The organism is Nocardioides secundeburneus (assembly GCF_039939255.1).
Taxonomy (GTDB): Bacteria; Actinomycetota; Actinomycetes; order Propionibacteriales; family Nocardioidaceae; genus Nocardioides.
In genome coordinates this window covers 132,989-159,147 of sequence record NZ_JBDUUE010000005.1, presented here as the reverse complement: position 1 = coordinate 159,147, position 26,159 = coordinate 132,989, and the positions used below count along the sequence as shown (strand labels likewise).

26 protein-coding genes are annotated in these 26,159 nt (G+C 74.7%); 14 read left to right on the top strand and 12 right to left on the bottom strand.

The features are described from left to right. Positions 1–8: 8 nt before the first annotated feature. Positions 9–1,193, top strand: a complete 1,185-nt coding sequence (locus ABFT23_RS14495; RefSeq protein ID WP_347896362.1) for a hypothetical protein — start codon at positions 9–11, stop codon at positions 1,191–1,193. A gap of 38 nt (positions 1,194–1,231) precedes the next feature. Here the strand turns inward: ABFT23_RS14495 and ABFT23_RS14490 are convergent, their stop codons facing one another. Then, positions 1,232–1,801, bottom strand: coding sequence for an RNA polymerase sigma factor (locus ABFT23_RS14490; protein WP_347896360.1), 570 nt, complete (start codon positions 1,799–1,801; stop codon positions 1,232–1,234). A 104-nt stretch (positions 1,802–1,905) separates the two neighbouring features. On the opposite strand from ABFT23_RS14490, the gene ABFT23_RS14485 reads away from it, so the two are divergent. Further along, entirely contained in the window at positions 1,906–2,976 is a 1,071-nt protein-coding gene (locus ABFT23_RS14485; protein WP_347896358.1) for a serine/threonine-protein kinase, read from the top strand. A gap of 13 nt (positions 2,977–2,989) precedes the next feature. Here the strand turns inward: ABFT23_RS14485 and ABFT23_RS14480 are convergent, their stop codons facing one another. From ABFT23_RS14480 to ABFT23_RS14465, 4 genes are all read right to left on the bottom strand, one after another. Continuing rightward, a complete protein-coding gene (locus ABFT23_RS14480; RefSeq protein WP_347896356.1) occupies positions 2,990–4,459 on the bottom strand; it encodes a hypothetical protein in 1,470 nt (489 codons plus the stop codon). A gap of 115 nt (positions 4,460–4,574) precedes the next feature. Continuing rightward, a complete protein-coding gene (locus ABFT23_RS14475) occupies positions 4,575–5,609 on the bottom strand; it encodes an NADase-type glycan-binding domain-containing protein (RefSeq protein WP_347896354.1) in 1,035 nt (344 codons plus the stop codon). 138 nt (positions 5,610–5,747) lie between these two features. Continuing rightward, entirely contained in the window at positions 5,748–6,791 is a 1,044-nt protein-coding gene (gene aroF, locus ABFT23_RS14470; RefSeq protein WP_347896352.1) for a 3-deoxy-7-phosphoheptulonate synthase, read from the bottom strand. A gap of 233 nt (positions 6,792–7,024) precedes the next feature. Continuing rightward, complete coding sequence (locus tag ABFT23_RS14465) at positions 7,025–9,040, bottom strand: PASTA domain-containing protein (RefSeq protein WP_347896350.1); 2,016 nt, start codon at positions 9,038–9,040, stop codon at positions 7,025–7,027. A 125-nt stretch (positions 9,041–9,165) separates the two neighbouring features. On the opposite strand from ABFT23_RS14465, the gene ABFT23_RS14460 reads away from it, so the two are divergent. The 3 genes from ABFT23_RS14460 to ABFT23_RS14450 are packed head-to-tail and all read left to right on the top strand — an operon-like array spanning position 9,166 to position 10,464. After that, positions 9,166–9,543, top strand: coding sequence for an Rv2175c family DNA-binding protein (locus ABFT23_RS14460; protein WP_347896348.1), 378 nt, complete (start codon positions 9,166–9,168; stop codon positions 9,541–9,543). 8 nt (positions 9,544–9,551) lie between these two features. After that, complete coding sequence (locus tag ABFT23_RS14455; protein ID WP_347896346.1) at positions 9,552–10,064, top strand: ribonuclease domain-containing protein; 513 nt, start codon at positions 9,552–9,554, stop codon at positions 10,062–10,064. 4 nt (positions 10,065–10,068) lie between these two features. Beyond that, the gene (locus ABFT23_RS14450; protein WP_347896344.1) at positions 10,069–10,464 is read left to right on the top strand and encodes a barstar family protein; all 396 of its coding nucleotides are present in this window, start codon (positions 10,069–10,071) and stop codon (positions 10,462–10,464) included. 3 nt (positions 10,465–10,467) lie between these two features. On the opposite strand, the gene ABFT23_RS14445 is transcribed toward ABFT23_RS14450, so the two are convergent. After that, positions 10,468–11,580, bottom strand: a complete 1,113-nt coding sequence (locus ABFT23_RS14445; protein ID WP_347896342.1) for a polyprenyl synthetase family protein — start codon at positions 11,578–11,580, stop codon at positions 10,468–10,470. Positions 11,581–11,611: 31 nt separating this feature from the next. Here ABFT23_RS14445 and metF point away from each other — a divergent pair, with 31 nt between their 5' ends. Together metF and ABFT23_RS14435 are read left to right on the top strand one after the other, a co-directional pair. Further along, positions 11,612–12,499 carry a methylenetetrahydrofolate reductase [NAD(P)H] gene (gene metF / locus ABFT23_RS14440; RefSeq protein ID WP_347896340.1) on the top strand — a complete coding sequence of 296 codons (888 nt, stop codon included), beginning with the start codon at positions 11,612–11,614 and terminating at the stop codon, positions 12,497–12,499. 29 nt (positions 12,500–12,528) lie between these two features. Continuing rightward, positions 12,529–13,140 carry an SIMPL domain-containing protein gene (locus ABFT23_RS14435; RefSeq protein WP_347896338.1) on the top strand — a complete coding sequence of 204 codons (612 nt, stop codon included), beginning with the start codon at positions 12,529–12,531 and terminating at the stop codon, positions 13,138–13,140. A 9-nt stretch (positions 13,141–13,149) separates the two neighbouring features. Here ABFT23_RS14435 and ABFT23_RS14430 read toward each other — a convergent pair whose 3' ends face one another. From ABFT23_RS14430 to ABFT23_RS14420, 3 genes are read right to left on the bottom strand one after another with little or no spacing between them, the layout of a single operon-like run. Continuing rightward, positions 13,150–14,484, bottom strand: a complete 1,335-nt coding sequence (locus tag ABFT23_RS14430) for a phytoene desaturase family protein (protein WP_347896336.1) — start codon at positions 14,482–14,484, stop codon at positions 13,150–13,152. Between the two features lie 9 nt (positions 14,485–14,493). Next, positions 14,494–15,093 carry a DUF4126 domain-containing protein gene (locus ABFT23_RS14425; RefSeq protein WP_347896334.1) on the bottom strand — a complete coding sequence of 200 codons (600 nt, stop codon included), beginning with the start codon at positions 15,091–15,093 and terminating at the stop codon, positions 14,494–14,496. Between the two features lie 19 nt (positions 15,094–15,112). Next, entirely contained in the window at positions 15,113–15,595 is a 483-nt protein-coding gene (locus ABFT23_RS14420) for a YbaK/EbsC family protein (protein ID WP_347896332.1), read from the bottom strand. A 35-nt stretch (positions 15,596–15,630) separates the two neighbouring features. Here ABFT23_RS14420 and ABFT23_RS14415 point away from each other — a divergent pair, with 35 nt between their 5' ends. The 7 genes from ABFT23_RS14415 (at position 15,631) to ABFT23_RS14385 (ending at position 20,943) form a co-directional block, all read left to right on the top strand. Then, positions 15,631–16,071: a hypothetical protein gene (locus tag ABFT23_RS14415; protein WP_347896330.1), complete on the top strand. Its 441-nt coding sequence runs from the start codon at positions 15,631–15,633 to the stop codon at positions 16,069–16,071. A gap of 170 nt (positions 16,072–16,241) precedes the next feature. Then, positions 16,242–16,505, top strand: coding sequence for a DUF6504 family protein (locus tag ABFT23_RS14410; protein ID WP_347896328.1), 264 nt, complete (start codon positions 16,242–16,244; stop codon positions 16,503–16,505). A gap of 59 nt (positions 16,506–16,564) precedes the next feature. Beyond that, positions 16,565–16,987 carry an SAV_6107 family HEPN domain-containing protein gene (locus ABFT23_RS14405; protein ID WP_347896326.1) on the top strand — a complete coding sequence of 141 codons (423 nt, stop codon included), beginning with the start codon at positions 16,565–16,567 and terminating at the stop codon, positions 16,985–16,987. Between the two features lie 57 nt (positions 16,988–17,044). Then, positions 17,045–18,244: an endonuclease gene (locus ABFT23_RS14400; protein WP_347896324.1), complete on the top strand. Its 1,200-nt coding sequence runs from the start codon at positions 17,045–17,047 to the stop codon at positions 18,242–18,244. 169 nt (positions 18,245–18,413) lie between these two features. Beyond that, a complete protein-coding gene (locus tag ABFT23_RS14395) occupies positions 18,414–19,136 on the top strand; it encodes a methyltransferase (RefSeq protein WP_347896322.1) in 723 nt (240 codons plus the stop codon). 27 nt (positions 19,137–19,163) lie between these two features. Then, positions 19,164–20,369, top strand: a complete 1,206-nt coding sequence (gene dinB / locus ABFT23_RS14390; RefSeq protein WP_347896320.1) for a DNA polymerase IV — start codon at positions 19,164–19,166, stop codon at positions 20,367–20,369. Positions 20,370–20,511: 142 nt separating this feature from the next. Next, positions 20,512–20,943 (top strand): DUF3040 domain-containing protein, encoded by a 432-nt coding sequence (locus tag ABFT23_RS14385; protein ID WP_347896318.1) that lies wholly within the window; start codon positions 20,512–20,514, stop codon positions 20,941–20,943. 277 nt (positions 20,944–21,220) lie between these two features. Here ABFT23_RS14385 and ABFT23_RS14380 read toward each other — a convergent pair whose 3' ends face one another. The 3 genes from ABFT23_RS14380 to ABFT23_RS14370 are packed head-to-tail and all read right to left on the bottom strand — an operon-like array spanning position 21,221 to position 25,897. Further along, the gene (locus ABFT23_RS14380; protein ID WP_347896316.1) at positions 21,221–23,611 is read right to left on the bottom strand and encodes a transglutaminase family protein; all 2,391 of its coding nucleotides are present in this window, start codon (positions 23,609–23,611) and stop codon (positions 21,221–21,223) included. Continuing rightward, positions 23,608–24,900: a DUF58 domain-containing protein gene (locus tag ABFT23_RS14375; protein WP_347896314.1), complete on the bottom strand. Its 1,293-nt coding sequence runs from the start codon at positions 24,898–24,900 to the stop codon at positions 23,608–23,610. The genes ABFT23_RS14380 and ABFT23_RS14375 overlap by 4 nt, the downstream gene beginning before the upstream one ends. Beyond that, positions 24,893–25,897, bottom strand: coding sequence for an AAA family ATPase (locus ABFT23_RS14370; RefSeq protein ID WP_347896312.1), 1,005 nt, complete (start codon positions 25,895–25,897; stop codon positions 24,893–24,895). The genes ABFT23_RS14375 and ABFT23_RS14370 overlap by 8 nt, the downstream gene beginning before the upstream one ends. Between the last annotated feature and the right edge of the window lie 262 nt (positions 25,898–26,159).

Sequence of the window (26,159 nt, the reverse complement as noted above, 5' to 3'; positions counted from 1 at the left end):
GGACCGCCATGAACCGCACCCTGACCCTCGTCATCGCCGCCGCTGCCGTCGTCGGCACCACCGGCGGCGTCGTGGCGGCGACGATGGCCACCGGCCCGGACGACGAGCAGCCCGCCGCCCGCGCCACCGACGCGAGCTCCCCGAGCGGCACCCCCAGCCGCACCCCCAGCGGCACCCCCAGCGGCACCCCGACGTCCGGCGGGGGCGAGCAGCCGGTGCCGAGCGACGACCCGCCCGGACCGGGCCGGCCCGGCGACCTGCTCTGGGCCAACCAGCGCCTGCTCCACGACGGCGACACCGAGATCGAGATCGATCTCGACAACGTCCCGTACTCGCTCGAGCGCGCCGCCGGCGGCTGGGTGGTCACGGTCAAGACCAGTCCGCAGGAGCCCTCCTTCGAGGCGATCTACCTCCGGCCCGACGGCACCCGCCAGCTGCTCGGCGAGACGTTCGGCGACGGCGACGTCAGCCCCGACGGCACCCGCTACGTGGCCCAGGGCCTCGACGACCCCAACCAGGGCTACACGGTGTGGGACGTCGCGTCCGGCGAGCAGGTCGACGGAGTGCTCTACGGCACCGCGGAGGGCCAGACGGCCACCGGGCACGCCCAGTTCGTCGACGACAGCACGGTGGCCACCGGCTGGCGCGACGACCGCGACGTCGAGCTGGCGGTCGCCTCACACTTCGACGGCTCCGACGACCGCACCGTGCTCGCCGACGACCTCGTCGGGGCCTGGTCGATCTCGCCCGACGGCATCTACATCGCCGGCACGGTCGCCGGCTCGGGCAAGCCGGGCGACACCACGATCTGCGCGATGGTCATGCGCACCTCCAACCTCGACAGCCAGGTCGTCGACTGCTCGCTCGCGTTCCCCGGGTTGCCCTCGTGGTCGACCGACAGCAACTCGGTCCTGGCCGAGCCGACCGACGGCGAGGGCGACGGCCCGGTCTTCCAGCCGCTCGCGGCCAACGGCACCGACCAGCTCGCCGCGATCCAGAACCCGCCCGTCGACGCCGAGGTCATCCGCGGGGCGTTCCTCGACGAGGACGTCGTCGCCATCCTCACCGGTGGCGACCGCGACGGTGACCCGCTGGTGGGCACCGAGGTCTGGGCCTGCGACAGCACCGGGTGCGAGGGCACCCAGAGGCTCGGTGACGACGTCGCCACCGCCGTCCTGGGGCGCCAGGACTAGCAGCGATCCGGCGTGCCGAGACCCCTCGGCGGGCCGGCTCAGTCGACGACGCGCAGCAGCGGCCGCACGGCCTTGCGGGCGTGGTGGATGCGGGCCTTGACCGTGCCGAGCGGCAGGTCGAGCACGCGCGCGATCTCGTTGTAGTCGAGCTGCTGGACGTCGCGCAGCACCAGCGGCTCGACGTACTCCGGGTGCTCGGTGCCCACGACCTCGAGCGCCTCGAGCAGGTCGAGGCGGCTGCCGGCGATGACGCTCGTCGTGCGCGGGTCGACGTGCAGCGGCATCTCGTCGGTGGACTGCTCGACCGAGCGGCGCTTGAGGGTGCGGTAGGTCGAGCGCGCGCTGTTCGAGGCCACGGCGTGCACCCAGGTGGTGAACCGGCTGCGCCCGCCGAACTGGCCGACCTTGGTCGCCACCAGCAGCAGGGCGTCCTGGGCGGCCTCCTCGGCGTCCTGCGGGTGCAGGAGCATCCGCCCGCAGATCCGCTCCACGCGCGGCGCCACGATCGCGAGCACCTGCTCGAGCGCCGCGGCGTCGCCCGCGGCCGCCTGCAGGGCCAGCGCGTCGAGGGCGTCGGCGCCCTCGGGTGTGTCGGCGGGCTCGGTCACGGGGCTCCCCAGGGTCGGTGACGGGTCAGTGGTGGGTCGGTGGTGGGTCGTTGGTGGGTCGGTGGTGGCAGGTGTGGCAGGTGGGCTCTGGCACGATAACCGCCGTGCCCCTCCCCGAACGCCTCGGCCGGCTCCGCCAGGTCCGCCGCATCGGGTCCGGGGGTTTCGCCACCGTGTGGCTCTACCGAGACTACGAGCTGCGCAGCGACGTCGCCGTCAAGGCGCTGGCCGAGAACTGGGCCGCGCGGCTCGACGTCCGCGAGCGCTTCCTCGAGGAGGCGCGGATCCTGCGCGCGGCCGACTCCGACCACGTCGTCCGGGTGCACGACATCGGCGAGAGCGACGGCGTGCCGTGGTTCGTGATGACCTACGCCGACCGCGGCTCGCTCGACGCCGGCCTCACCGGGGTGCCGTGGTCGCCGCGGCACGTCGTCCCGATCGTCGAGCAGGCCGCCGCAGGCCTCGCCGTGCTGCACAGCCGCGGCGTCGTGCACCGTGACGTGAAGCCGCAGAACCTGCTGCTGCGCGGCGACGGCGTCGACAGCCGGCCAGCACAGGGCGACGGGCCGACGCCCGAGGTGCTGGCGAGCAGCCGGCTCATGGTCGCCGACCTCGGGGTCGCGAAGGCGTTGCTGCACGCCAGCGGCCTGACGCAGGTCGTGGGCACGCCCGCCTACATGGCCCCCGAGCAGGCCACGGGCGAGGGCCTCGACGCGCGGGCCGACGTGCACGCACTCGGCGCGGTGGCCTACCACCTGCTGACCGGCCGCATCCTGCGCGAGGGCGGCTTCGCCGAGCTGGTCGAGGGTCGCCCGCCCGTGCCGCCGTCGTCCCTGGCCGACCTGCCGCGCGCCGTCGACGACGTCGTGCTGCGCGCCGTCGCCGCCCGGCCCGACGAGCGGTGGTCCGACGTGCAGACGTTCGCGGCGCGGCTCACCGAGGCCCTGGCGCAGCCGGTGCGCTCGTCCGGCGACACCGCCGTCCGGCCGGTCGCCGAGCCGACCCCGACCGTCGAGACGCCGGTGCCGGTCGCGCCCGACGACGTGCCGCGCCACCTCGCGCCGACCCCGCAGGAGGCGCGGCGCACCTCGCCGCTGGCCGCGACGCTCCTGGTGCTCCTGGCGCTGGCCGGCTCGTTCGCGGCCGCCTACACCGTCGTGCTGGCGCTGCGCTGAGCCGGACCCGCCCTCAGGACGGCGGCCGCGGCGGACCGACGGGTGGCGGGCCGGCGGGTGGCGGGCCGGCGGGTGGCGGGCCGGCGGGCGGCGGGCCGGTCGGTGCGGACGAGGCGGTCGGGCGTGCTTGCAACGAGCGGAGCGCCCCCAGCGAGCCCCGCACGGCCTCGGCCGACAGGTGGCCCGTGACGGCGGCGACGACCAGCGCGACCACGAGCCCGAGCCCGAGCACGAAGAAGGTGGTCTCGGTGCCGGCCGCGCCGGCGTCGATCGAGAACAAGGTCTCCTCCCCGGCGTAGCCGATCGTCGCCCGGCCGTGGAAGCCGGAGACCCGCACCAGCAGCGGGACGAGGACGACGAGGCCACCGGCCCACAGCAGCAGCGTGCCCAGCACGTGCCCACGGGCGCGGGTGCTCCGCAGCACGACCACGGCGGCCACCACCAGCACGACCAGCAGGATCGCGGGCGAGGCCCACAGCCCGGGCTCGTCGTCGCCGATGCCGCTCCACAGCCGGGCGTGGTCGGACTCGTCGAAGTCCTCCTCGCCGTCGGAGCCGCTGAGACCGCCGCCCAGCCGGGCGCCGGACCCGAGGCCCAGGACGAGGACGCCGCCGTTGCCCAGCAGGACGAAGACGACGGTCAGCAGCTCGCGGACGCCGCCGGCCTCGTCGCCGGCGTCGGACAAGGACTCCTCGCCGAAGCCCAGCAGGAGGAACCCGACGAGACCGACCAGGGGCAGGAGCGCGACGAGCGCCCCGTAGCCGTAGAGCACCGGCACCACCCGGTCGAGCACGCGGCCGACCCGCTCGCCCCACCAGTCACGTCGCAGGACGGCGACCAGCACCAGCACGACGAGGGTCAGGGTGAAGCCGAGTCCGAGCGCGCCCGCCGCGTTGACGCCGTAGTCGAGCTCGGTGCCGAGCCCGTCGGCCGACATCTCGCGTCCCCAACCGCGCCCGAGCTCGTCGTTGTCGCCCCGGAAGACCAGCGCGGGCACCATGAGCCCGACGCCCACGAACAGGGCCACGCGGACCGCGTCGACGAGTGCTGCCCCCGGCGTCCGGTGGTCGCGCACCATGCGGCGGAAGAGCACGGCGGTCACCCCGAGCACGACGATCGTGAGCGTGAGCGGGAACAGACCGATCGAGCCGTCGTAGCTGAGCTCGTCGTCGGTGCCGGAGACGTCGAGGTCGGCCCCGAAGGTGGCGGTGGCGATCGACGTCGCGAGGTCGAGCGTGGCTCCGACGCCGAAGTCGGGCGGCTTCACCAGGAGCGTCACCACGCCGGCCAGCGCACCCGTGAGCGCCAGCACCGCACCGGCGACCGCGAGCGAGCCGAGCCAGTTGCCCACCAGCAGCGGACGCAGGTCGATGGTCGGGGTCGCCGCCGGGCTGCCGGGTGGCGGGCCCGGGGGTCGACCTGGAGGAGGCGGCGGGAGCACCGGGGGGCCCGAGGGCGGCGGGCCGGGAGGGAGCGAGGTCATGGCGGGTCCGTGTCTGGAGGGGGTGCTGCGCGGACGCTAACAACGCAGACCGCGCCGCGGAGCGGAATCGCAGACCCGGCGGACTCCGGTCGCCGCGACGGGGTCGGGGGTGGGCTCAGGCCGCCTCGCCGACCAGCGAGACGTCGCTGACGGCGGTGTAGTCGCGACCGGAGGGGCCCCGGCCCGGGGCGCTCACCGACACCAGGCGCAGGACGACGGTGGTGGTGACCGTGTCGACGTCGATCGGCTGCACCTGGCGGGCGTTGCCGAGGGACTGGCTCACCCGCGTGCCGTCGGAGAAAATCCACTCGACGGCCGTGATGCGGCGGTTGGCCAGGTAGCCGTCGTAGCCGGGGTCACGCTTGGCGTAGCCGTTGAGGAGCCCGACCGAGGTGAGCCGGGTGGGGCTCGGGAACGTGAAGGTGATGGTGGCGCCGGTGCCGTCGCCGGGCATCCGCCAGGCGGTGTCGGGCCGGCCGTCGAGCATGTTGTCGGCGTCGTAGCGCACGGGGTTGCCGCGGACGTCCTGGCCGGGCGGCGCCGTCACGGGGGTGACGACCCGCGCCTCGGTCGTGACGTCGCGCGGCTCGATCGGGGCGTCGGAGCCGGGCTCGGTGGGCTCGCTCGACGGCGGCGGCTCGGTCTCGGACGGCGCCGGCTCGTCGCTGCCCCCGGCGCCACCGGTCTGCTCGGCGCTCGGCCGGCCGGCGTCGGAGGCCGGCGTGCGATCGGCCGCCACGTCGTCGTCGCCGCTGCCCAGGCCGCCGGTCAGCAGGAACACCCCGACGCCCGCGACGAGCACGAGGGCGATCGCGACGACGAGCCAGGGCGCCGGGCCGCGTCGCCGGTCGTGCTCGACCGGCGGTGCGGGTGCCTCCCACGCCGGCGGGTCGGCCGGCGTGGGCGGTGCCGTGAGTGCGGGGTCGTCGGCGTACATCGGGTAGCGCGCCCGGGGCGGCGTCTCGTAGACCGGGGGCGGCGTGGCCGGTCCGGCCGGGCCGGTCGGAGGGGTACCGGGGGAGGCCTGCGTCGGCTCGTCGTGGACGACGGGCACCACCGTCGGCTCACCGCCACCGAGGCCGGCGACGGGGCCGCCGACGCCCGGTCGCTCGGCGGTCGAGGTGCGCCAGTCGTCGGACGAGGCGTCCACGGCACGGGGGTGCCCGCAGTTGACGCAGTAGCGCCCGACGCCCAAGGCGTGGCCGCAACGCGTGCACTGCTCCATCGGTCGGTCCTCCCGGCGTCGGCTCGGGGTCACCCTAGTGGGCGGCGACCCCGAACCCCGCGCTCACGCGGTCGTGGCCCGCTCGTGCGAGGGCACCCGGTCGACGAGCGCCGGCAGCTTGCGACACGCCTGCGCGAGCTCGCGCAGCTCGGTGCCGAGCAGGGCCTGCGGGCCGTCGCACAGCGCCGTCTCGGGGTCGGGGTGCACGTCGACGATGATGCCGTCGGCGCCGACCGCGATCGCGGCCCGCGACAGCGGGACGATGAGGTCCTTGCGGCCGGCCGCGTGCGACGGGTCGACGATCACCGGCAGGTGGCTGGTCGCCTGCACGACCGGCACCGCGGAGATGTCGAGGGTGTTGCGGGTCGACGGCTCGAAGGTGCGGATGCCGCGCTCGCACAGGACGACGTCGAGGTTGCCGCGCTGGGCGATGTACTCGGCCGCCATCAGCCACTCCTCGATGGTGGCGGTCATGCCGCGCTTGAGCAGCACCGGCTTGCCGGCGTCGCCGACCGCCTGCAGCAGCCCGAAGTTGGCCATGTTGCGGGTGCCGACCTGCAGCATGTCGGCGTGCTCGGCGACGACGTCGACGTCGCGGGCGTCGACGATCTCGGTGACGACGGGCATCCCGGTCGCGGCGCGGACGTCGGCGAGGATCTCCAGGCCCTTCACGCCGAGGCCCTGGAAGGCGTAGGGCGAGGTGCGGGGCTTGTAGGCGCCGCCGCGGAGGATGGTGGCGCCGGCCGACTGGGCCATGCGGGCCGACTCGAGCGTCTGCTCCGGCGTCTCGACGGCGCACGGGCCGGCCATGAAGGTGAAGGTCTCGGGGCCGATCGGCACCCGCGGGGCGCCGTCGCGGCCGCCGACCCACACCGTCGACCGCTCGGGGTGGTGCTGGCGGCTGACCAGCTTGTAGGGGTCGGAGATGCGGTGGACGTCGGCGACGCCCTTCAGCGTGCGGAGGTTGAGCCCGTGGAAGGACTCGATGTCACCGACGAGGCCGATGATGGTGCGCACGACGCCCTTGCTGACGAAGGCCTCACCGCCGACCGACTCGACCCTCTCGACGACGTGCGCGACGTCCTCGTCGGTGGCTTCCGGCGACATGACGACGACCATGGTGAACCTCGGTTCCTGTGCGTGGGTGGGGCTCCGGCCTCGGCCCAGACATGACAAACGCCCCGGGCCTGTGGCCGGGGCGTGGTGGGTGCGGGCGCGTCTAGGGACGAGCCTGCACGGGTGCTCCCGGCAGGTGTCCAAAGAAATAGGTGTGCGCCACGAGCACGACTCTAGACGACGGATCGACGAGGAGCCGCATGCGCCCGCACCGCGAGACGGGGTCACACGGTGAAGAGGGTGATCGTGCTGCCCTTCGGTGCCATCGAGCCCTGCTCGGGGTCGGTGCGGACGACGAAGCCGAGCCCGAACGAGTTCTCGACCTCCTCGACCTGCACGTCGAACCCGGCCTCGCGCATCGCGTCCTCGGCCGCCTGCACGCCGAAGCTGTACACGCGCGGCACCTCGACCAGCTCGGGGCCCTTGGAGACGACGAACGCGACGCCGTCGCCGCGGGTGAGCGTGCCGCCCGCGGGCTCGTGCGAGACGACCGAGCCGGCGGGCACCTCGTCGTCGAAGACCTCCTCGACGACGCGCGGAGCCAGCCCACGCCTGGTCAGCGCGGCCTCGGCGTCGTCGTAGGGCCGGCCCACCCAGTCGCCGACCTCGAGCGGCTTCGGGCCCTTCGACAGCACGAGGTCGACGGCGGTGCCGGGCTCGACCTCGGTGCCGGACGGCGGGTCGCTGCGCAGCACGCTGCCGGCCGGCAGCGCCTTGGTGAACTGCTCGGTGCTCTCGCCGAACACGAGCCCGGCCTCCTGGAGGGCGTCCTGGGCGGCGTCCTCGTCGAGCTCGCGCAGCTCGGGCACGAACAGGGGGCCGAGCGAGAGCGTGAGGGTGACGGTGTCGCCGTCGAGCACCTGCTCGCCACCGCGCGGGTCGGCTGCGACGACCGTGCCCTCGGGCGCCTCGGAGTCGTGCACCGGGTCGGTGTAGGCGACCTCGAGACCGGCATCCTCGATCGCGGCGACCGCCGTGGCCTGGTCGGACCCGACGACGGTGGGCGCCGGGCTGTAGCGCGCCCAGCCGTACCAGAACGCGCCGCCGCCGACCGCCAGGGCGAGCACCAGGCCGACCACGAGGAGCAGGAGACCGCGACGGCGGCGTCGTGGCCTCGGCGGCGGTGCGTGGGCGACGTCGGGCCCGCGACGGGGGAGCACCGGCGGGGGCGGCGGTCGGTCGTCGAGCAGGGGCAGCGCGGTGGTGTGCTCGTGCGGGCGGGACGCGACGTCACGCACGTCGAACATCGCCGTCGACTCCCACCCCGGCAGGGCGTCGTCGGTGTCGGCGTCGCTGCCGGTGTCGACCGGGCCGAGGAACGGCGAGAGGTCCTGGGTGAGCTCGGGGTCGTCGCGCACCCCGGCGTCGACGGCGTGCGCGACCCGGTGCACCTGGTGCAGCAGCACGGCGGCGTCGGCCGGACGACGGGTGCGGTCGCGGGCGGTGGCGCGGGCGACGAGCGCGTCGACGTAGGCCGGGATGCCCGGCACCCGCTCCGACGGCGGGGGCACGTCGTGGTGCACGTGCTTGTAGGCGACCGCGATCGGCGACTCGCCCTCGTGCGGCTTCACGCCGGTGAGCAGCTCGTAGAGCAGCACGCCGACGGCGTAGACGTCGGCGCGCGCGTCGGAGCGGCCGTCGACGACCAGCTCGGGCGCGAGGTAGGAGACCGTGCCGATGAGCACGCCCTGGGTCGCGGTGTGCTGGGTGTCGGCGCTGACGGCCTTGGCCAGCCCGAAGTCGGCCACCTTGACCCGGCCGTCGTCGGCGATGAGCACGTTCTCGGGCTTGATGTCGCGGTGCACGATGCCGGCCCGGTGGGCGGAGGCGAGCGCCGAGAGCACGGGCTCGACGAGCTCGAGCGCCCGCCGCGGAGGCATCGGGCTCTCCTTGACGATCGTGTCGCGCAGCGTGTGGCCCGAGACGAGCTCCATCACCAGGAACACGGTGCCGTCGTCGTCGCCCTGGTCGTGCACGCCGACGACGTGCGGGTGCGAGAGCCGGGCGGCGGCGCGGGCCTCGCGGACGAAGCGCTCGGCGAAGTCGCGGTCGGAGTCGGAGTCGGACAGCCCGGCGTGCATGATCTTGACCGCGACGGTGCGGTCGAGCCGCTCGTCGACGGCCTCGTAGACGCTCGCCATGCCGCCGCGGGCGATGCGCGGGCCGATGCGGTAGCGACCGTCGAGCAGCCGACCGCGCATGGGGTCGGCGGCGCCGGCGGCGCGGGCATCTGGCTGCACGGTCGACCCTCCTGGTCCGGCCGGGGAAGGGTGCCGAACGGGTTCATGATAATCGGCGGCGGGTGACCCCGGCCCGGACCGGCGGCCCCCGGCGTGGCGTCGCCGTGGCGTGACAGACTTCGGCCATGACTGGCTCGACCCCCGCCCTCGCCGACGTCGACCTCGCGGCCCTGGTGCCCGAGTGGCTCGACTGGTCGGCGGCCGCGGAGCAGCTCGGCGTCACCGTGGCCAAGGTGCGCACGATGGTGCGCGACCACGAGCTCGCGGCCGCCGTCCCCTCGCCTGGCGACGCGCCGTCCGTCCCGGCCGAGCTGCTGCAGGACGGCCTCGTCGTCAAGGGCGTGCCCGGCCTGCTGACCCTCCTGCACGACAACGGCTACGACGACCGCGAGTGCATCGCCTGGATGTTCCTCGACCAGGACTTCCCGGGCCGGGCCATCGACGCCCTGCGTGAGAACCGCGGCACCGAGGTCAAGCGCCGCGCCCAGGCCCTCGGCTTCTAGGCGCGCGGGTGGAGGGCAGGCCGACGCGCACGCGTCCGACGCAGCGCTCGTCCAGCTGGATCGGCATCGTCCTCGTCGTCGCGATCGCGGTCGGCATCTGGCTGATCAACGGCCGCGACCCGGGCACGGGCACCTCCGGCGGCACCGGGCCGGAGACGAGCGAGATGATCTCCGAGGCCGCGTCGCCGGGCGGGGACGCGCCGTCGTCCTCGGGCTCGACCGTCGGCTTCGATCCCGTGAGCGGACTGCCCTACGTCGACGTGGCCGAGCTGCCCGACGAGGCCCTCGACACCCTCGAGCTCATCGACGCCGGCGGCCCGTTCCCCTACGACGAGGACGGCTCGACGTTCGGCAACTACGAGGGCGTCCTGCCCGAGCGCCGGCGCGGCTACTACGAGGAGTACACGGTCGAGACGCCCGGGCTGAGCCACCGGGGCCCGCTGCGCATCGTGACCGGCGACGGCGACGAGCTCTACTGGACCGAGGACCACTACGCCTCGTTCGAACGGATCGACCGGTGACCCGGTGAGCGGGCTGGCCCGACTGCTGGCCGGCCGCGCCCCGTCCGGCGCCTACCGGTGGCGGGCCGCCTATGACGTCGACGACGTCCGGCACACGGTGGAGTCGACCGGTCGGCCGTTCGCCCACCTCGACGGCGTCGCGGTCGGCTCGGTGCCCGAGCTGCACGCGGCGCTCTCGGCCGCGCTCGACTTCCCCGACCACTACGGCGCCAACCTCGACGCGCTCGTCGACTGCCTGCGCGACGTCGACCCGGCCACCGTGCTGCTCTGGGACGCCTGGGCGCCGTTCGCCCGGGCCGAGCCGCGGGTGTTCGCGATCGCGCTGGAGGTCCTCGGCGGGGCCATCAGCGTGCTCGTGCGTGGCGACGGCCCCGACGTCGGCCTGCCGCTGCTCGACTGATGCTCAGACGACGCGCTGGGTGACGGCGTCGGCCAGCCCGTGCAGCACGGCGCCGGCGCGGTCGTCGACGAGGCCGGAGGCGACGGCGTCCTCCAGCGCGGAGACGGCGACGTCGCAGAGCTGGGCGATGGTCGTCTCGACGCGGGCGTGGGCGCCGGAGGCGTCGATGACCTCGCGCAGCCGGTCGACGTCGTCGACGGTGAGCGGGGTGCCGAGCGATCGGTCGAGCAGGTCGGCGGCGGCCGCGTCGGAGGCGGGGCCGTCGCGGAGGGCGTCGAGCGCGTGCGCGACCAGCACGGTGCGCTTGCCCTCGACGAGGTCGTCGCCGGCGGGCTTGCCGGTCGTGGCCGGGTCGCCGTAGACGCCGAGCAGGTCGTCGCGCAGCTGGAACGCCTCGCCGAGCGGCAGGCCGAACGCGGTGAGCGCCACCCGGACGTCGCCACCTCCGCCGGCCAGCGCGGCCCCGACGTGCAGCGGACGCTCGATCGAGTACTTGGCCGACTTGTAGCGCAGCACGGTCATCGCCGTGTCGAGGTCGGCGCGACCGCGGGCCTGCACCGAGACGTCGAGGAACTGCCCGGCGATCACCTCGGTGCGGCACAGGTCGAACACCTCGAGCGCCGGCCCGACGGTCTCCCAGCCGAGGCCGCACCGCCGGAGCAGCTCGTCGGCCCAGCCCTGCATGAGGTCGCCGAGCAGGATCGCGCCGGCGGCGCCGTACTGCCCGGGGTCGCCGCGCCACCCGGCCGTGCGGTGCTCGCCCTCGAGCGCCCGGTGGGACGACGGCCGGCCCCGTCGGGTGTCGGAGGCGTCCATCAGGTCGTCGTGGGCGAGCGCGCTCGCGTGCAGCAGCTCGAGCGCACCGCAGGCGCGCAGCAGGGCGGCGTCGTCGGCCTCGCTCAGCGTCGGCCGGACGGCGCGGAAGCCCCAGTGGCAGAACGCCGCGCGGAACCTCTTGCCGCCGGCCACCGCGGTGCGCGCCTCGTCGATGAGCCGGACGGCGTCGGGGCCGAGCGGCAGCAGGCCCTGCGCCTGTTCGTCGAGGAACAGCGTGAGCGTCGCGTCGACGCCGGCCCGGAAGGAGGCGTCGTCCCACGAGCCGTCGGCGATGACCATCCTCCGACAGTAGGGCTCTACCCTTCACGCCATGGCAGCAGGTCGGGGACGCAGCATGGCCGAGGTCATCCAGGACGGCGGGCCCTCGATCTCGTTCGAGTTCTTCCCGCCCAAGGACGACGCCGGCGTCGAGCGTCTCTGGCGCGCCATCCAGGCCCTCGAGCCCTACCAGCCGACGTTCGTCTCGGTCACCTACGGTGCCGGCGGGACGACCCGCGACACCACGGTCGAGATCACCGGCCGGATCGCCCGCGAGACGTCGTTGACGCCGGTGGCCCACCTGACCTGCATCGGGCACACGCGCGAGGAGCTGGAGAAGATCCTCGACACCTACACCGAGGCCGGCGTGCACCACGTGATGGCGCTGCGCGGCGACCCGCCCGAGGGCCCGGCGGCTGAGTGGACGCCGACCGAGGGCGGGCTCACCTACGCCCTCGACCTCGTCGAGCTGGCCCGCTCGCGCGGCGACTTCCGCATCGGCGTCGCGGCCTTCCCCGAGGGACACATCAACGCGGCCTCGCTCGACGCCGACGCCGACGTGCTCGTCGCCAAGGCCCGGGCCGGCGCCGAGTTCGCGGTCACGCAGATGTTCTACCGAGCACAGGACTACTTCGACCTCGTAGCACGTGTGCGCGACCGCGGCGTCGACATCCCGATCCTGCCGGGCATCATGCCGATCCTGAACCTCAACGCGATCCAGCGTCAGGGCGAGCTGGTCGGCACCGTCGTGCCCGAGGAGGTCGTGGCCCGGATCTCCGCCCACGACGACCCCGTCGCCGTCCGGGCCGAGGGCATCGCGGTCGCCGCCGAGCTGTGCCGCGAGCTGCTCGACGGCGGTGCGCCGGGCCTGCACTTCTACACGCTCAACTTCTCCAAGGCCACGCTGGAGATCTTCGAGGCCCTGCAGATCAGGGTCTGACCGCCCGGGTGGCAGCTACGGTCGGAGGCATGCTCTCCACCCGCACGGTCACCACCACCGGTCACGGCGCCGTCGCGGTGCCGCGCGACGCCGCCAACGTCAACGTGTCGGTCAGCCACGCGGGCGCGACGCTCGCCGAGGCGCTCGCCGGCGCCGAGTCGGCGCGTGGTCTCGTCGTCGAGGTCGCCCGCGAGCACGTCGACCCCGCGGCGGTCGCGAGCCAGGGACTCAGCACCTGGGCCCGCCAGGACCACGAGGGCCGCGTCGCCGGCTTCGAGGCCCGCCACGCGCTCCGGCTGCGCTGCGGCGGCCTCGACGTCGCCGCCACCGTGCTGCAGGCCCTGGCCGACCGGGTCGGCGACCGGCTCGCGATCGACAACGTCGAGCTGACGACGTCGCCCACCCCCGACCACCTGGCGACGGCCCGCGAGCGTGCGTTCACCCACGCGCGCGAGAAGGCCGAGCACCTCGCCGGCCTCGCCGGCGCCGCCCTCGGCGCCGTCGTCTCGGTGGCCGAGGCCGGCGTCGGCGGGCCGCGCCCCGTGGCCCGCATGGAGCTGGCGGCCAAGGCCGACGTCGACTTCGAGGGCGGCAGCGACGACGTCGGCGCCGGCCTCACCGTCACGTGGGAGCTGGGCTGAGCCCGACCCTCACGCCGGTCCGATGACGCCGGCCACCAGCGCCGCCCCGAGGCCCACGTAGGCCAGGCCCGAGCCGGGGGTCGCGTGCGCCCCGCACGCGTAGACGCCCTCGACCGGCGTGGTCGGCCCGAGCCGGCGGCGCACGGTCGCACGCCCCTGCCACAGGACGCCGTACGGCGAGCCGCCCCACGCCTGCACCGTCTCGAGCGGGGTGCGGTCGACGCGCGTCACGACCCGGTCGCGCACGTCGAGGCCGCGGCGCGCGAGCACTTTCAGCAGGTCCTCGGAGATCCGGCCGCGGCCGTGCAGCGTCCAGGCGGTGCACCCCGGCGGCGCCGTGCCGCCGGGCCGGACGACCACCGTCGCGTCGCCGTGCACCACGGTCTCGTGCCGGATCTCGGCGAGCGGGCCGTCGCCGTCGTCGGCCGTGCCCTCGAGCCCGAGGTGCGCCACGACGGGCGGCAGCGACGGCATCGTGCGCTCGACGTGCGGCGCCAGCGTGGGCAGCCGCCGCGGGTCGACCGCGCACACCACGGCGTCGGCTTCGACGTCGCCGCGCGAGGTGCGGACGGCGGCGACCCGGCCGCCGCGCAGCACGAGGTCGAGCACGGGCTCGCCGCGCACGACCGCGACCCCGCGGGTCTCGAGGCGGGCCTCGAGCAGGTCGCGCAGGCGGTGCATGCCGCCGGCCATCGTCCAGGCGCCGAACAGCTGCTCGAGGTGCGTGACCACGCCGGCCCACGCCGGCACGTTGCGCAGGTCGTGGCCGTCGGCGACGAGCAGGTGCGCGGCCACGGTGGCGGGCCGGTCGTCACGGAACGCGCGCCGCAGCCGCTTGGCCAGCGTCTCGCGGCTGTCGACGACGGCCGCGACCTCCCGGGGCAGCGACGACGGCGTCCAGGGCACCTCGAAGTAGTGGCGGCGCAGCACGTCCCACGTGTCGGCGTAGGACGACACGTGGTCGTCCCAGGCGCGGCCCAGGCCCGGGGCGAGCGCGTCGAACGCCGCGACCTGGCCGCGGGGCGAGGTCGGCAGCACCACGCGGCTGCGGTCCTCGAACCGGTGCTCGCGGACGACGTCGAGCGGTTGCAGCTCGGCGCCCGCCTCGACGCCGAGCTCGGCCTCCAGTGCGCGCCCGCTCTTGCGGAACAGGTCGCGGACGACGGCCGGCACGTGGGTCATCGTCGGCCCGGACTCCCAGGTGAAGTCGTGCGCCGTCACCGTCGACAGCGCGCCGCCCAGCTGCTGCGAGGCCTCGAGCAGGGTCACGTCGTGGCCCAGCTTGGCCAGTCGGACCGAGGCGGCCAGTCCGCCGAACCCCGCACCGACCACCGTCACCCGCATGGGGAGACCCTAGGGGGCTGCTCCGGCGGCCCGACCGCGTGATCGGCGGTCCCTGACGCGGCGCCAGCCGCGACGCACGAGCTTGAAGGCGAACCACACCACCACGAGTCCGACCAGCAGGAGCACGGCCGCGATCGAGGCCGCGACCACCGGGTGGTTGATCGCGAACGCGACGACGGCGAGCACGGCGACGTCCTCGGCGACGCTGGCGACGATGTTGCTGGCCGGCTCGGGCGAGGAGTTGATGGCCAGTCGACCGCCGGCCTTCACGACGTGCGAGGCGAGGGCCGTCGTCCCGCCGACGGAGGCGTTGAGGGCCTGGGTGAGCGAGTCGGCGTCGCCGGCGACGAGCAGCCCGACGACGGCGCCGGCCGTGGGGCGGATGACCGTCGAGATCGCGTCCCAGGCCGAGTCGACGTAGGGGATCTTGTCGGCCACGAACTCGAACGAGTACATGAAGGCCGCCGCGGCCAGGACCTCCCAGCGCCCGAGCACCTCGGGCACGTCGGCACCTCCGAGGCGCTCGCCGAGGCCGAGCACCAGCACGACGAGGTAGGCGTTGACGCCGCTGGCCCACCCGCTCGAGAACGACAGCGCGAGCGCCTCCACGATCCGGTCCCGTCCTCGTCTACTCGACGTCGACGACGGTGGCGCCGGTGAGGCGGGCCAGCTCGTCGAAGGTCGTGGAGAACACGGCCGCCGGGTGCCCGGCGGCCGCCCAGACGACCGGGTGCTGCTCGAGCCACGGGTCGAGGTAGGTCGGCACCGGCGCGGGGTGGCCGATGGGGGAGACGCCGCCGATCACCTGACCGGTGTGCTCGCGCACGAACTCGGGCTTCGCCCGTCGTAGCCGCGCGACCCCGATGCGGGCCGCGACCTTGTCGGTGTCGACGCGGTGGGCGCCCGAGGTGAGCACCAGCACCGGTGCGTCGTCGGCGTCGAAGAGCAGGCTGTTGGCGATCGCGCCGGGCTCGCAGCCCAGCGCCTGGGCGGCGAGGACGGCGGTGTGCACGGCGTCGGGCAGAATGACGATCTCGCCGGTCCCGCCCAGCCGGGCGTGGTCGGCACGGAAGCGGGTCACCGACGGGTGCTCGTCGGAGGTCTGTGACATGCGCCGACCTTAAAGGGAGACCGGAGGTGGGTGCCGTGGAGGTACCGGCGACGATGAAGCGCGTGGTGCGCCTGGTCTGGGCCCTCGTGCTGCTCGCCGGCGTGATGACCGTGCTCGCCGTCGTGCTCGACGACCAGATCCTCGACGCCGCCGGCACGCCGGCCAACAACCCCGACGACACCCGCGTGCCGCCGTCGTACTCGCCGGTGGTCGTCGTCCTCTACGTCACCCTCGCGGCGTTGGTGCTGGTGCTGCTGGCGTTCGTGCGCAACGCACACAACTGGGCGCGCCACTGCCTCGCCGTCACGTTCGTGCTGCTCGCCCTGGCGATGGTGGCCCTGCTGGTGGCCGGCCCCCCGGTCACGTTCGTGCCCTTCGTCTGCGTGTGGCTGGCGCTCGACGCCGCGCTGCTGCACCAGCTCTACCGTCCCGAGTCGGGGGCGTTCCTCGCCCCTCGGGAGCGCGTGGCCGGCTGACGGCCCGACCTGCGACGCCCGCGCCCGGGTTGCGGGCGGGCTTCGTCCTTCCCTTGTGTCGGAGGGTCCGGTTAGAGTTCTCTTGTTCGAACACGTGTTCGATCCTTCCGGTGGGGCCGACCTCGACCCCCGGCCCCCCGGTCGACCTGCCCCGGGTGAGGAGTCCGTCCATGCGTCACTACGACGATCCGGTCGAGGTCCGCCGCGGCCCTCGCGACCACCCCGGCCGCACCGGGGTCGACGACCCCGAGCAGTTCCTGTGGCGTGGCCGGTTGTGGAAGGTGCGCGCCGTCCTCGCCCACGTGGTCGAGGCCGGCGCGCGGGAGCGGTGGCGGGTGCAGGCCGGTCGCGGGGGCCTGGAGTCCGACGGCGTGTTCGACCTCTCCTTCGACGGCGCCGACGGGTCCTGGCAGCTCGTCGGCGGCCGCGACTGACCCGACCCGCTGCGCGACGCACCCCGCGACCCACCCTGCTGCCCGAGGAGACGACCCGGATGACCATGCTGCCCGCCACCACCCACTCCTACCTGGCCCGCTCGGCCGACTCCCTCGCCGAGGCGCTGGCCGCCACCGACGCGCCCACGCGCTACGCCTGCGCCCACGTCGCCGCGTTGCGGGCCGCCGCCGCCCTGCTCGCCGCGCGAGCCCGGCCCGAGCCCACCCGGCGGCGTCCGCAGAAGAACGCGTGGGTGCTGCTGTCCGAGGTGGCGCCCGAGCTCGGCGAGTGGGCCTCGTTCTTCGCCGCCGGCGCGGCCAAGCGGGCCGCCGCCGAGGCCGGTTCCACCCGTGCGGTCACCGAGCGCGACGCCGACGACCTGCTCCGAGACTCCGACCGGTTCCTGGCCGTCGTCGAGTCGGCGCTCGGCGTCGTCGCCCACGCCCCGGTCGCCGACCCGGGGGTGCGTCGCGTCTCCTGACCCGACGCGAGGGTTTCCCTGCTATCGGTCGCCGCCCGCATCCGCCAGGGTCAGGCCATGACTCTCGGGACCCTCGCCCTGCGGCGCGCCCACGCGGGCGCCCTCCTCGCCCTCGTGCTCCTCGCGGCACTGCTCGCCCTGGCCGTCACGCCGTCGGCCCAGGCGGCGACGGTGTCGGTCGCCAGCGCGCGGGCCACCCAGGACGGGTCCACCGGCACGGTGCGCGGCTACGTGGTCGGCCAGCCGACGTCGTCCACCACCGTCGTGCGCAGCGGCTACCCGAACGACTACGCCATCGCGATCGCCGACGCGGCCGGCGTCACCGACACCTCGCAGATGCTCTACGTGCAGGTCCCCAGCGCCTTCCGCTCGACCTGGGGCCTGCGTTCCAACCCCGGCCTGCTCGGCACCCGGGTCGACGTCACCGGCACGTTGGCGGCCTACTTCTCCCGCCCCGGCCTGACGGCCGCCACGAGCTTCGCCGCGGCCGGCAGCACCCCGCCGACGACCCCGCCGACGACCCCGCCGACCACGCCACCGGGCGGTGCGTCCGGCGGCACGACGGCCTACGACGACACCTACTGGAAGGACGCGATCGGCACGTCCGGAGCGCAGCTCGAGAGCGCGCTGCACACCATCATCTCCACCGGCGTCACGAAGATCTCCTACGACGCGGTCTGGGACGCGCTGAAGGTGACCGACCGCGACCCCGCCGACGCCGACAACGTGATCCTGCTCTACCAGGGCACCTCGGTGCCGGCGTCCGACAACGGCGGGGGTGTCGACCAGTGGAACCGTGAGCACGTCTGGGCCAAGTCGCACGGGGACTTCGGCACCGCCACGGGCCCCGGCACGGACATCCACCACCTGCGACCCACCGACGTCACCGTCAACTCCGCCCGCGGCAACCTCGACTTCGACGAGGGCGGCACCGAGAACGCCGAGGCGCCGGGCAACTACCGCGACGGCGACTCCTGGGAGCCCCGCGACGCCGACAAGGGCGACGTCGCCCGGATGATCTTCTACATGTCGGTGCGCTACGAGGGCGGCGACGGCTGGCCCGACCTCGAGGTCAACGACCGGGTCAGCAACGGCTCCGCGCCGCTGCACGGCAAGCTCGCCACCCTGCTCGAGTGGAACGCCGAAGACCCGCCGAGTGCCGCCGAGCTGCGCCGCAACGACGTCATCCAGCAGCAGTTCCAGGGCAACCGCAACCCGTTCATCGACCACCCCGAGTGGGCCGACTCCATCTGGTGATCGCGCGACCGGTCGAGCGTGTAGCCTGAGGGTCGTCGAACACACGTTCGATCTTCGTCAGGGGTCGAGCCATGCCGGAGGCTCGCTTGTCCGACCAGCCCAGGCCCACCCCCGCCGGTGCGGCACCGCAGTCCCGAGACACCCGCGCGGGCCCACTAGGGTCGGAGCCATGTCCGCGAGCGAACGCCGAGCAGCACCCCGCACCGCGGTCGTGTGGGACGTCCTCGACCCCGTGCTGGCCGAGCCCGGCCGGCCGCTCGACGTCGTCGACATCGGCGGTGGCACCGGCGGCTCGGCCGTGCGCGTCGCCGGCCTCGGCCACCGCGTCACCGTCGTCGACCCCAGCCCCGACGCCCTCGCCGCCCTGGCCCGCCGGGCGCGCGAGCACGGGGTCGAGGTCGAGGGTCACCAGGGCGACCTGTCCGACCTGCGCGCCCTCGTCGGCCCCGACGGTGCCGACGTCGTGCTCTGCCACGGCGTGCTCGAGGTGGTGGCCGACCCCGCCGCCGCCCTCACCGGGATCCGCGACGTCCTGCGCCCGGGCGGTCACCTCTCGCTCCTCGTCACGCAGCGGCACGCCGCCGTCGTCGCCCGGGCCATGGCCGGGCACTTCGCCCAGGCCGCCGCGATGCTCGACGCCACCGAGCCGCCCGTCGCCGGCAGCCGCACCGGGCGCCGGTTCACCACCGCCGAGGCCACCGCGCTCCTCGAGGCGGCCGGCTTCGCCGTCGCCGCCACGCACGGCGTCCGGGTCTTCGCCGATCTCGTGCCCGGCTCGCTGCTCGACCTCGAGCCCGGCGCCGCCGCGGCCCTCGTCGACCTCGAGCGCGCCGTCGCCACCCGCGCCGAGTACCTCCCGCTCGCGACCCAGGTGCACCTGCTCGCCGGCTGACCGCCGACCGGGGCGGCGGTCGGTCCGATGACCGAGACGCCGATCCTGCACGTCGACATGGACGCGTTCTACGCCTCCGTGCTGCTGCGCGACCGACCCGAGCTGCACGACGTCCCGGTCATCGTCGGTGGCGGTCACCGCGGCGTGGTGCTCGCCGCCAACTACCCGGCGCGCGCCTACGGCATCCGCTCGGCGATGACCGGCACCCAGGCCCGCCGCCTGTGTCCCCACGTCGTGTCCCTGCAGCCCGACTACGACGCCTTCACGACCGTCTCGGCCTCGGTGATGGAGGTCTTCCGGCGGGTGACCCCGCGGGTCGAGGCGGTCTCGCTCGACGAGGCCTTCCTCGACGTCGGCGGGGCCGGACGCCGCTGGGCAGACCCCGTCGACGCCGCCGAGTGGATCCGGGCCACGGTGCACGACGAGCAGCGCATCACCTGCTCGGTGGGTGTCGCGAGGACGATCTCGGTCGCCAAGCTGGCCAGCCGACGCGCCAAGCCCGACGGGCTGCTCGTGGTCGCTCCCGACGACGTCGCCACGGTGCTGCACCCGCTCGACGTCGGCGAGCTCTACGGCGTGGGCGAGAAGACCCGCGCGCGGCTGCACCGTCTCGGCTTCGTCACGGTGGGCGACCTGGCCGAGGTTCCCGTGCGCGACCTGCAGCGCACCCTCGGGCGCCACCTCGGCGCCCAGCTGCACCACCTGGCGTGGGGCACCGACGCGCGCGAGGTGACGCCGGGGCGCGCCGGTGTCTTCGGTCACGGAGGCGGCGTGCCTGACCGCAGCATGGGCGCCCAGGAGACGTTCGGCCGCGACACCGACGACCGCGAGCTCGTGCTGCGTGAGGTGCTCGCGCTCACCGGCAAGGTCACCGGCCGCCTGCGCCGGGCCGGCCTCGTCGGGCGCACCGTCGCGCTGACCGTCCGGTTCGCCGACTTCACCACCATCACCCGCAGCCGCACCCTCGACCAGTCCACCGACGTCACCCAGGAGGTCTACGCCGTCGCGGTGGGCCTCTACGACGCGCTCCGGCTGCGGGGCGTCCGGGTCCGGCTGGTCGGCGTCCGGGTCGAGGGCCTCGTGCCGCGCGACTCGGTGCACCGCCAGGGCGTGCTCGGCGAGCGCGAGCACGGCTGGTCCGACGCCGACCGCGCCGTCGACCGCGCCGTGCACCGCTTCGGCTCCTCGGCCGTCCGACCGGCCTCGATGTTGCGCGACGGACCCCGCCGCTAACCGGCCTCCCGCCGCCACCCGGACGGGCGGAGGGAATATTTACGATCTCGCCTACCGTGAGCGCAGACTGCTGCCTAGACTTGCTCCACGCCCACTGTCGGCCGCTCAGCGCGAGGCGACGACGAACCACCAGGAGGACCCGGTGCCACTCTCGGAAGAGGAGCTGCGACTGCTCGAGCAGATGGAGCGCGCCCTCGTCGAGGAAGACCCGAAGTTCGCCTCCACCCTGCGCGGCACGACCATGCGCGCGACGGCCCGCCGCCGCGCGATCCTCGCCGGCTTCGTCTTCGCCGCCGGCATCGCCCTCCTCTTCGTCGGCGTGCTCACCGAGTGGTACGTCGGCATCGTCGGCTTCGGTCTCATGCTCGGTGGTGCGCTGCTGTTCATGAGCACCCTGCGCGGGCGCCAGGCCGCCGGCCCGGCCGATCAGCAGGGCACCGCGCACCCCTCCGGCCTCACCTCCTTCCAGGGCGGACGCCGCGAGCGCCGCTCGCGCTCCCGCGGCCCCAAGGCGCCCTTCATGGAGCGCATGGAAGAGCGCTGGCGCAAGCGCAAGGACAACGGCGGCTTCTGACCGGGCGCCTTACGAGCGCCCGTCGCGGCGGGGCCGCCCAGCTTGGTGCTCGCTGCCGCGATTTCGGTGACGGACCCGACCCGCTCTGAGGGCGCCCGACGGCGCGCGCGCCGTGTGGTCCGGTGATGCTGGTCTCGGGGCGCCTCCGGGCGGTTCCGGCCCTCGTTGACCGTTCAAGGCCCGGCTGGGCCGTAGGCGGCGGTCGTGTGCCTGTGAACGGGGTCGCGACCGTGCTCGGGCACACGACCCGAACACGACCGGCGACCGGAGCGCGGGCTCAGAGCTGTTCGGCGGAGCTCCCGACGAGCTCGCTCTCACGGCCGCTCGCCGACCCGCCCTCGACGCGGCGGCGCTCGAAGACCGACGCCGGGAGCCAGCGGGCGCGGCGGCGGTCGCGGGGGCTGGCGCCGGCCTCGAGGGCCGCGGTGCAGGCCTCGACCTGGTCGCGCAGCTCGCCGGTGCCGCTGGAGTGGTCGCGCGCGTAGCGCAGGCGCTCGAGCGCGCCGACGATGACGTCGAGGGCCGCGACCGCCTCGGGAGCGAGGTCGGGCCCGTGGGCCGGGCGGGGGTCGGTGCTGCCGACGCGGCCGAAGGCGGCCGACAACGCGATCGCGGTCTCGCGCGGGGAGCGGCCTTCGGGCCAGCGCCCGCGGAGGTCGACCACGACGGCCCGCAGCTCCTCCCAGGCGAGCTCGGGACCACCGCCGAGGCGGCGCTCGCGTTGCCGGCGTCGCAGCGTGCTGGGCAGCAGGGCCAGCAGCACCAGGAGCAGGAGGCCGCCGGCCACGCCGGCGACGACGGCCCAGGGGAACGAGGCGCCGTCGGAGCCGTTGCCGCCCGCCTGCTCCTCCGGCGTCGGCGCGCTGGAGGTGACGTCGTCGGTGCGCTCGGGGCGGGTCGGCGCAGGCGCGCTGGACGACGGCGCGGCCGAGGTCGCCGTCTCGACCTCCTCCTCGACCGTCGCGTTGCTGTAGGACGGCAGCACGTCGACGGACGCCGCGCTCGGCGTCGGGTCGAACAGGACCCAGCCCGCGCCCGGGAAGTAGAGCTCGACCCAGGCGTGCAGGTCGTGGGCGCTGTAGACCCACGTGCCGGGCTCGCCGAAGACCGCGCTCGGGTTGAGGAAGCCGACCGCGACCCGGGCGGGGATGCCGAGGGTGCGCGCCATGACGCCCATGGCCGCGGCGTACTGCTCGCAGTAGCCGCGCCGGCCACCCTCCTCGGGCGGGGTGAACAGGAAGTCGGTGAGCTCGGACGAGCCGACCGGGTCGTCGGGGACCTGGTCGTCGTAGACGAACCCGCCGGTCTCGCGGAAGAACTGGCTCAGCAGCACCGCGCGCTCGAAGTCGGTGCCGGCCTCCGAGGTCTCCTCGCGGGCGAGGTCGCGGACCTCGTCGGGCAGGTCGGCCGGCAGGTCGGTGAGCTCGTCGTCCTGCGTGACGGGGCTGGTGTTGAGGGCGAGCAGCGCGTCCTGGTCGTAGTCGGGTAGGGCCGCGGTCATCGAGTAGCTCAGCCCGGCCGTGGTCAGGTCGTCGTTGCCGGCGAGGAAGTCGATGGAGTCCTCGGCGTAGCGCCAGTCGCCCTCGGCGTAGATCGAGGTGATCGGCGCCTGCGTGGGCAACCACCGCGACTGGAACTCCTCGGCGACCTGCACCTCGTAGTCGGCCTCGTCGTAGCGGACGACCTCGGGGTCGCTGTCGGGTGCCGGCACCCGGCCGTCGGCGAGGTTGGCCTCGGGGACCCGCCGGTTGCCACCGCTCCACTGGTCGTTGGTGAACCGCTTGAGCACGGCGATGCGCAGGTGGTCGGGGTCGGGGTCGTCGGTCGTGACGGTGATCATGTCGATGTCCTCGCCGCGCTCGAGGTCGCGGCGCATGTCGACCAGCGGGTTGACGACCTCGATGTCGCCGCTGCCGCCCCGGCCCGGGCCGACGTCGAAGACGGCGAGGTCGAAGGTGGGGATGGCGAGGGGGAGCGCGACGGCGGCCGCGGTGGCTGCGGCCCCGACGCCGACGGCCGAGCCGCGGACGGTGTCGCTGAGCCGCCGGACCGACGTGCTGCCGTCGAGGGAGCGCCCCCAGCGGGAGAGGTGCTCCTCCTCCTGCAGGTAGAGCAGGGCGAGGAAGCCGATCGCGGTGATCGCGAAGACCCACCACGACAGGCCGCGGTCGATGAGGCTGATCGGGACGCTGTAGACGGTCAGGAGCGGTAGTCCGGCGAGCGGCACGCGACGTAGCGTGGCCGCGCACAGGTCGACGAGGACCATGGCGAGGAAGCCGCCGACGACGAGCAGGGGCTGCACGGTGACCAGGCCGTCGTCGGGCACCGGCGAGGCGTAGGTCGTCGCGGCGTCGCCGGCCCTCTGCAGAGCGGCCCAGAACTCCGCTCCCGGCCACGGGCGGTCGGCGACGACCTGGCACGTGGCGGCACCGCCGACGACGAGCTGGGCCAGCACGACGACGCCACCGGGCAGGCGACGCCATCGGGCGAGCCCGCCGGTGATCGCGACGACGGCGCCGACCACGACGAGCGCGGCCAGGAAGTCGGCCGGCCTCTCGGTGAAGCCGCGCCACGACCACATGGCGATCCACGTGGTGGCGGCGGCGACGGCGGCGAAGCGCACCTGGACGACCATGGCCGCACCCCCGCGCTGGAGATCGCTGCTCATCGGCCCACCCCCTCGGCGACGCCGACGGCACGGGCGGCGGAGGGGCTGCGGGCACCGCTGCGCCCGAGCTCCTCCCAGACGCTCTCGAGGCGGTCGCGGGGGCCGAGCGCGGCGGCGCGCCACCCGGAGCTGCCGAGGAACGCCGCGGCGCCGCCGGTCTCGCTGCGGCTGCCCGACCACGCCTCGACGTCGACGGCCACGGCCAGCGCCGAGGCGGTGTGATGCACGATGCGGCGCAGCGCCGGGCGGTCGCCGGTGTCGACCGCGCCGAGCACGGCGACGGTGAGGCCGCCCTGGGCCTGCTCGCCGAGCCAGGAGGTGTCGATCGCCGTGCCCTCGGCGAGCTGGACGACGGCGAGCGCCTCGAGCAGCGGGCGCACGTTGAGGTCGCTGTCGCGCAGGTGCCACTGACCGGCGTCGGCGGTGTGGTCCTCGCCGGACGCCGTCACCAGCCGTACCTGGAAGCCGCGCTGGCTGAGGTGGACGGCGACCGAGGCGGCCGCGGCGACCGCGGCCTCGAGCGAGGAGGCGACGCCCTTGCCGCGGTGCGCCGATGCGCGGTTGTCGAGCAGGACGGTGGCCCGCGACTGCCAGGGCTGCTCCTCGCGCCGCACCATCAGCTCGCCGAGCCGCGCCGAGCTGCGCCAGTGCACGCGTCGCAGGTCGTCGCCCTGGCGGTACTCGCGCACGGTGACGTCCTCGGCCGAACCGGACGCGAAGGCGCGCGGCCGGTTGTCGCCCGAGCCGGTCCACCCGCCGCCCAGCGGGATGGGGGGCAGGGCCGTGGTGCGTGGGGTGACGACGAGGGGCAGGGTCATGCGGAAGGCGCGGCCGAGCTCGACCAGCCCGAACGGGTCGCTGACGCGCACCGTCATCGGGCCGATCTCGAAGCGGCCGCGCACGTCGGAGCGGACCTGGTAGGTGATCTGGCGGCGCCACCCGTGCCCGATGCCGTCGAGCACGAACCGAGGCCGGGTGCCGAGCACGTAGGGCACGTGGTCCTCGAGCAGCAGGACGCCGCTGGGCGTGCGGCCCTCGTTGGTCAGGGCGAGCGTGACGCGGGCCGGCTGGCCGGCGGTGACCAGCTGCGGGGCGACGGTGCGCACCAGCGCGAGCCGGTAGCGGGAGCGGCCGATGAGCAGGGCCGTGGCCAGGGGCAGCGCGACGACGAGGACGCCGACGCGGGTCAGGGCCGGTTGCCCGAGCAGCACCGCGCAGACGATGGCGGTGATGCCGGCGGCCAGGAACGCCCGTCCGCGGACGGTCAGACCTCCGAGTGCCTCACGCACGGTGCTGGACGCCGGCGCCCTGGCCGCCGCCCGACCTCGGCACGGCGACGTCGGCCAGGATCGTCTCGAGGATCGTGGCGGTGGTGCGCCCGCCCATCGCCGCCTCGACGCTCGGCAGGAGGCGGTGGGTCAGCACGGCGCCGGCGAGCAGCTGCACGTCGTCGGGCAGCACGTAGTCGCGCCCGACGATGGCGGCGTGCGCCTTGGCCGCCCGCACGAGGTGGAGCGACGCACGCGGCGACGCACCGAGCATCAGCTCGGAGGAGCGCCGGGTCGCGGAGCTGATCGCGACGACGTATTGCTGGATGGCGGGGGAGACGTAGACCTGGCCGACGATCTGCCCGAGCTTGCGGATCTCGGCGGCGTCGGTGACCGGCTCGAGGTCGTCGAGCGGGCGGGCGTCGGTGTGGCTGGCGAGCATGGCGATCTCGGCGGCCTCGACGGGGTAGCCGACGGACACCCGGGCCATGAACCGGTCGCGCTGGGCCTCGGGGAGGGCGTAGGTGCCCTCCATCTCGATCGGGTTCTGGGTGGCGATGACCATGAAGGGCGACTCGAGCTCGTAGGTCGCGTTGTCGACGGTGACCTGCTTCTCCTCCATGCACTCCAGCAGCGCCGACTGCGTCTTGGGGGAGGCCCGGTTGATCTCGTCGCCGACGACGATGTTGGCGAACACGCCGCCGGGGCGGAACTCGAACTCGCGGGTGTTCTGGTTGAAGACCGAGACCCCGGTGACGTCGGAGGGCAGCAGGTCGGGCGTGAACTGGATGCGCCGCACCGAGCAGTCGATGCTGCGGGCCAGCGCCTTGCTCAACATGGTCTTGCCGACGCCGGGGACGTCCTCCAGGAGCAGGTGCCCCTCGGCGAGCAGCACCACGAGGGCGGCGTGCACGACGTCGGGCTTGCCCTCGATGACGCGTTCGATGTTGCCGCGGACGGCACCGGCCACCCGGGCCACGGTCTCGAGGTCGGCTGCTCCGGCGCTCGCTGTCTCCACGTCTCCGAGGTCCTTCCATGACCCGCTGGGCCGGTCGGGGTGTGTCCGGCTGTCCGGCCAACGGTAGGCCGTCGCCGCAACTCGTGTCGTCCGATCCGTCGTCTTCCGGCCGGCCCGACCGGCTCCGGACGACGTCCTGCTCGCGGCACCGGCTGGTTCGGAGCCGGTCGGTGCCGCGGATGGGCGGCGGGTCATGCGAGCGACGGGGAGGAGCCGGGAGGACGGGGGAGCGCGGTGGAGGAACGGGGGGTGTCAGTGGTTG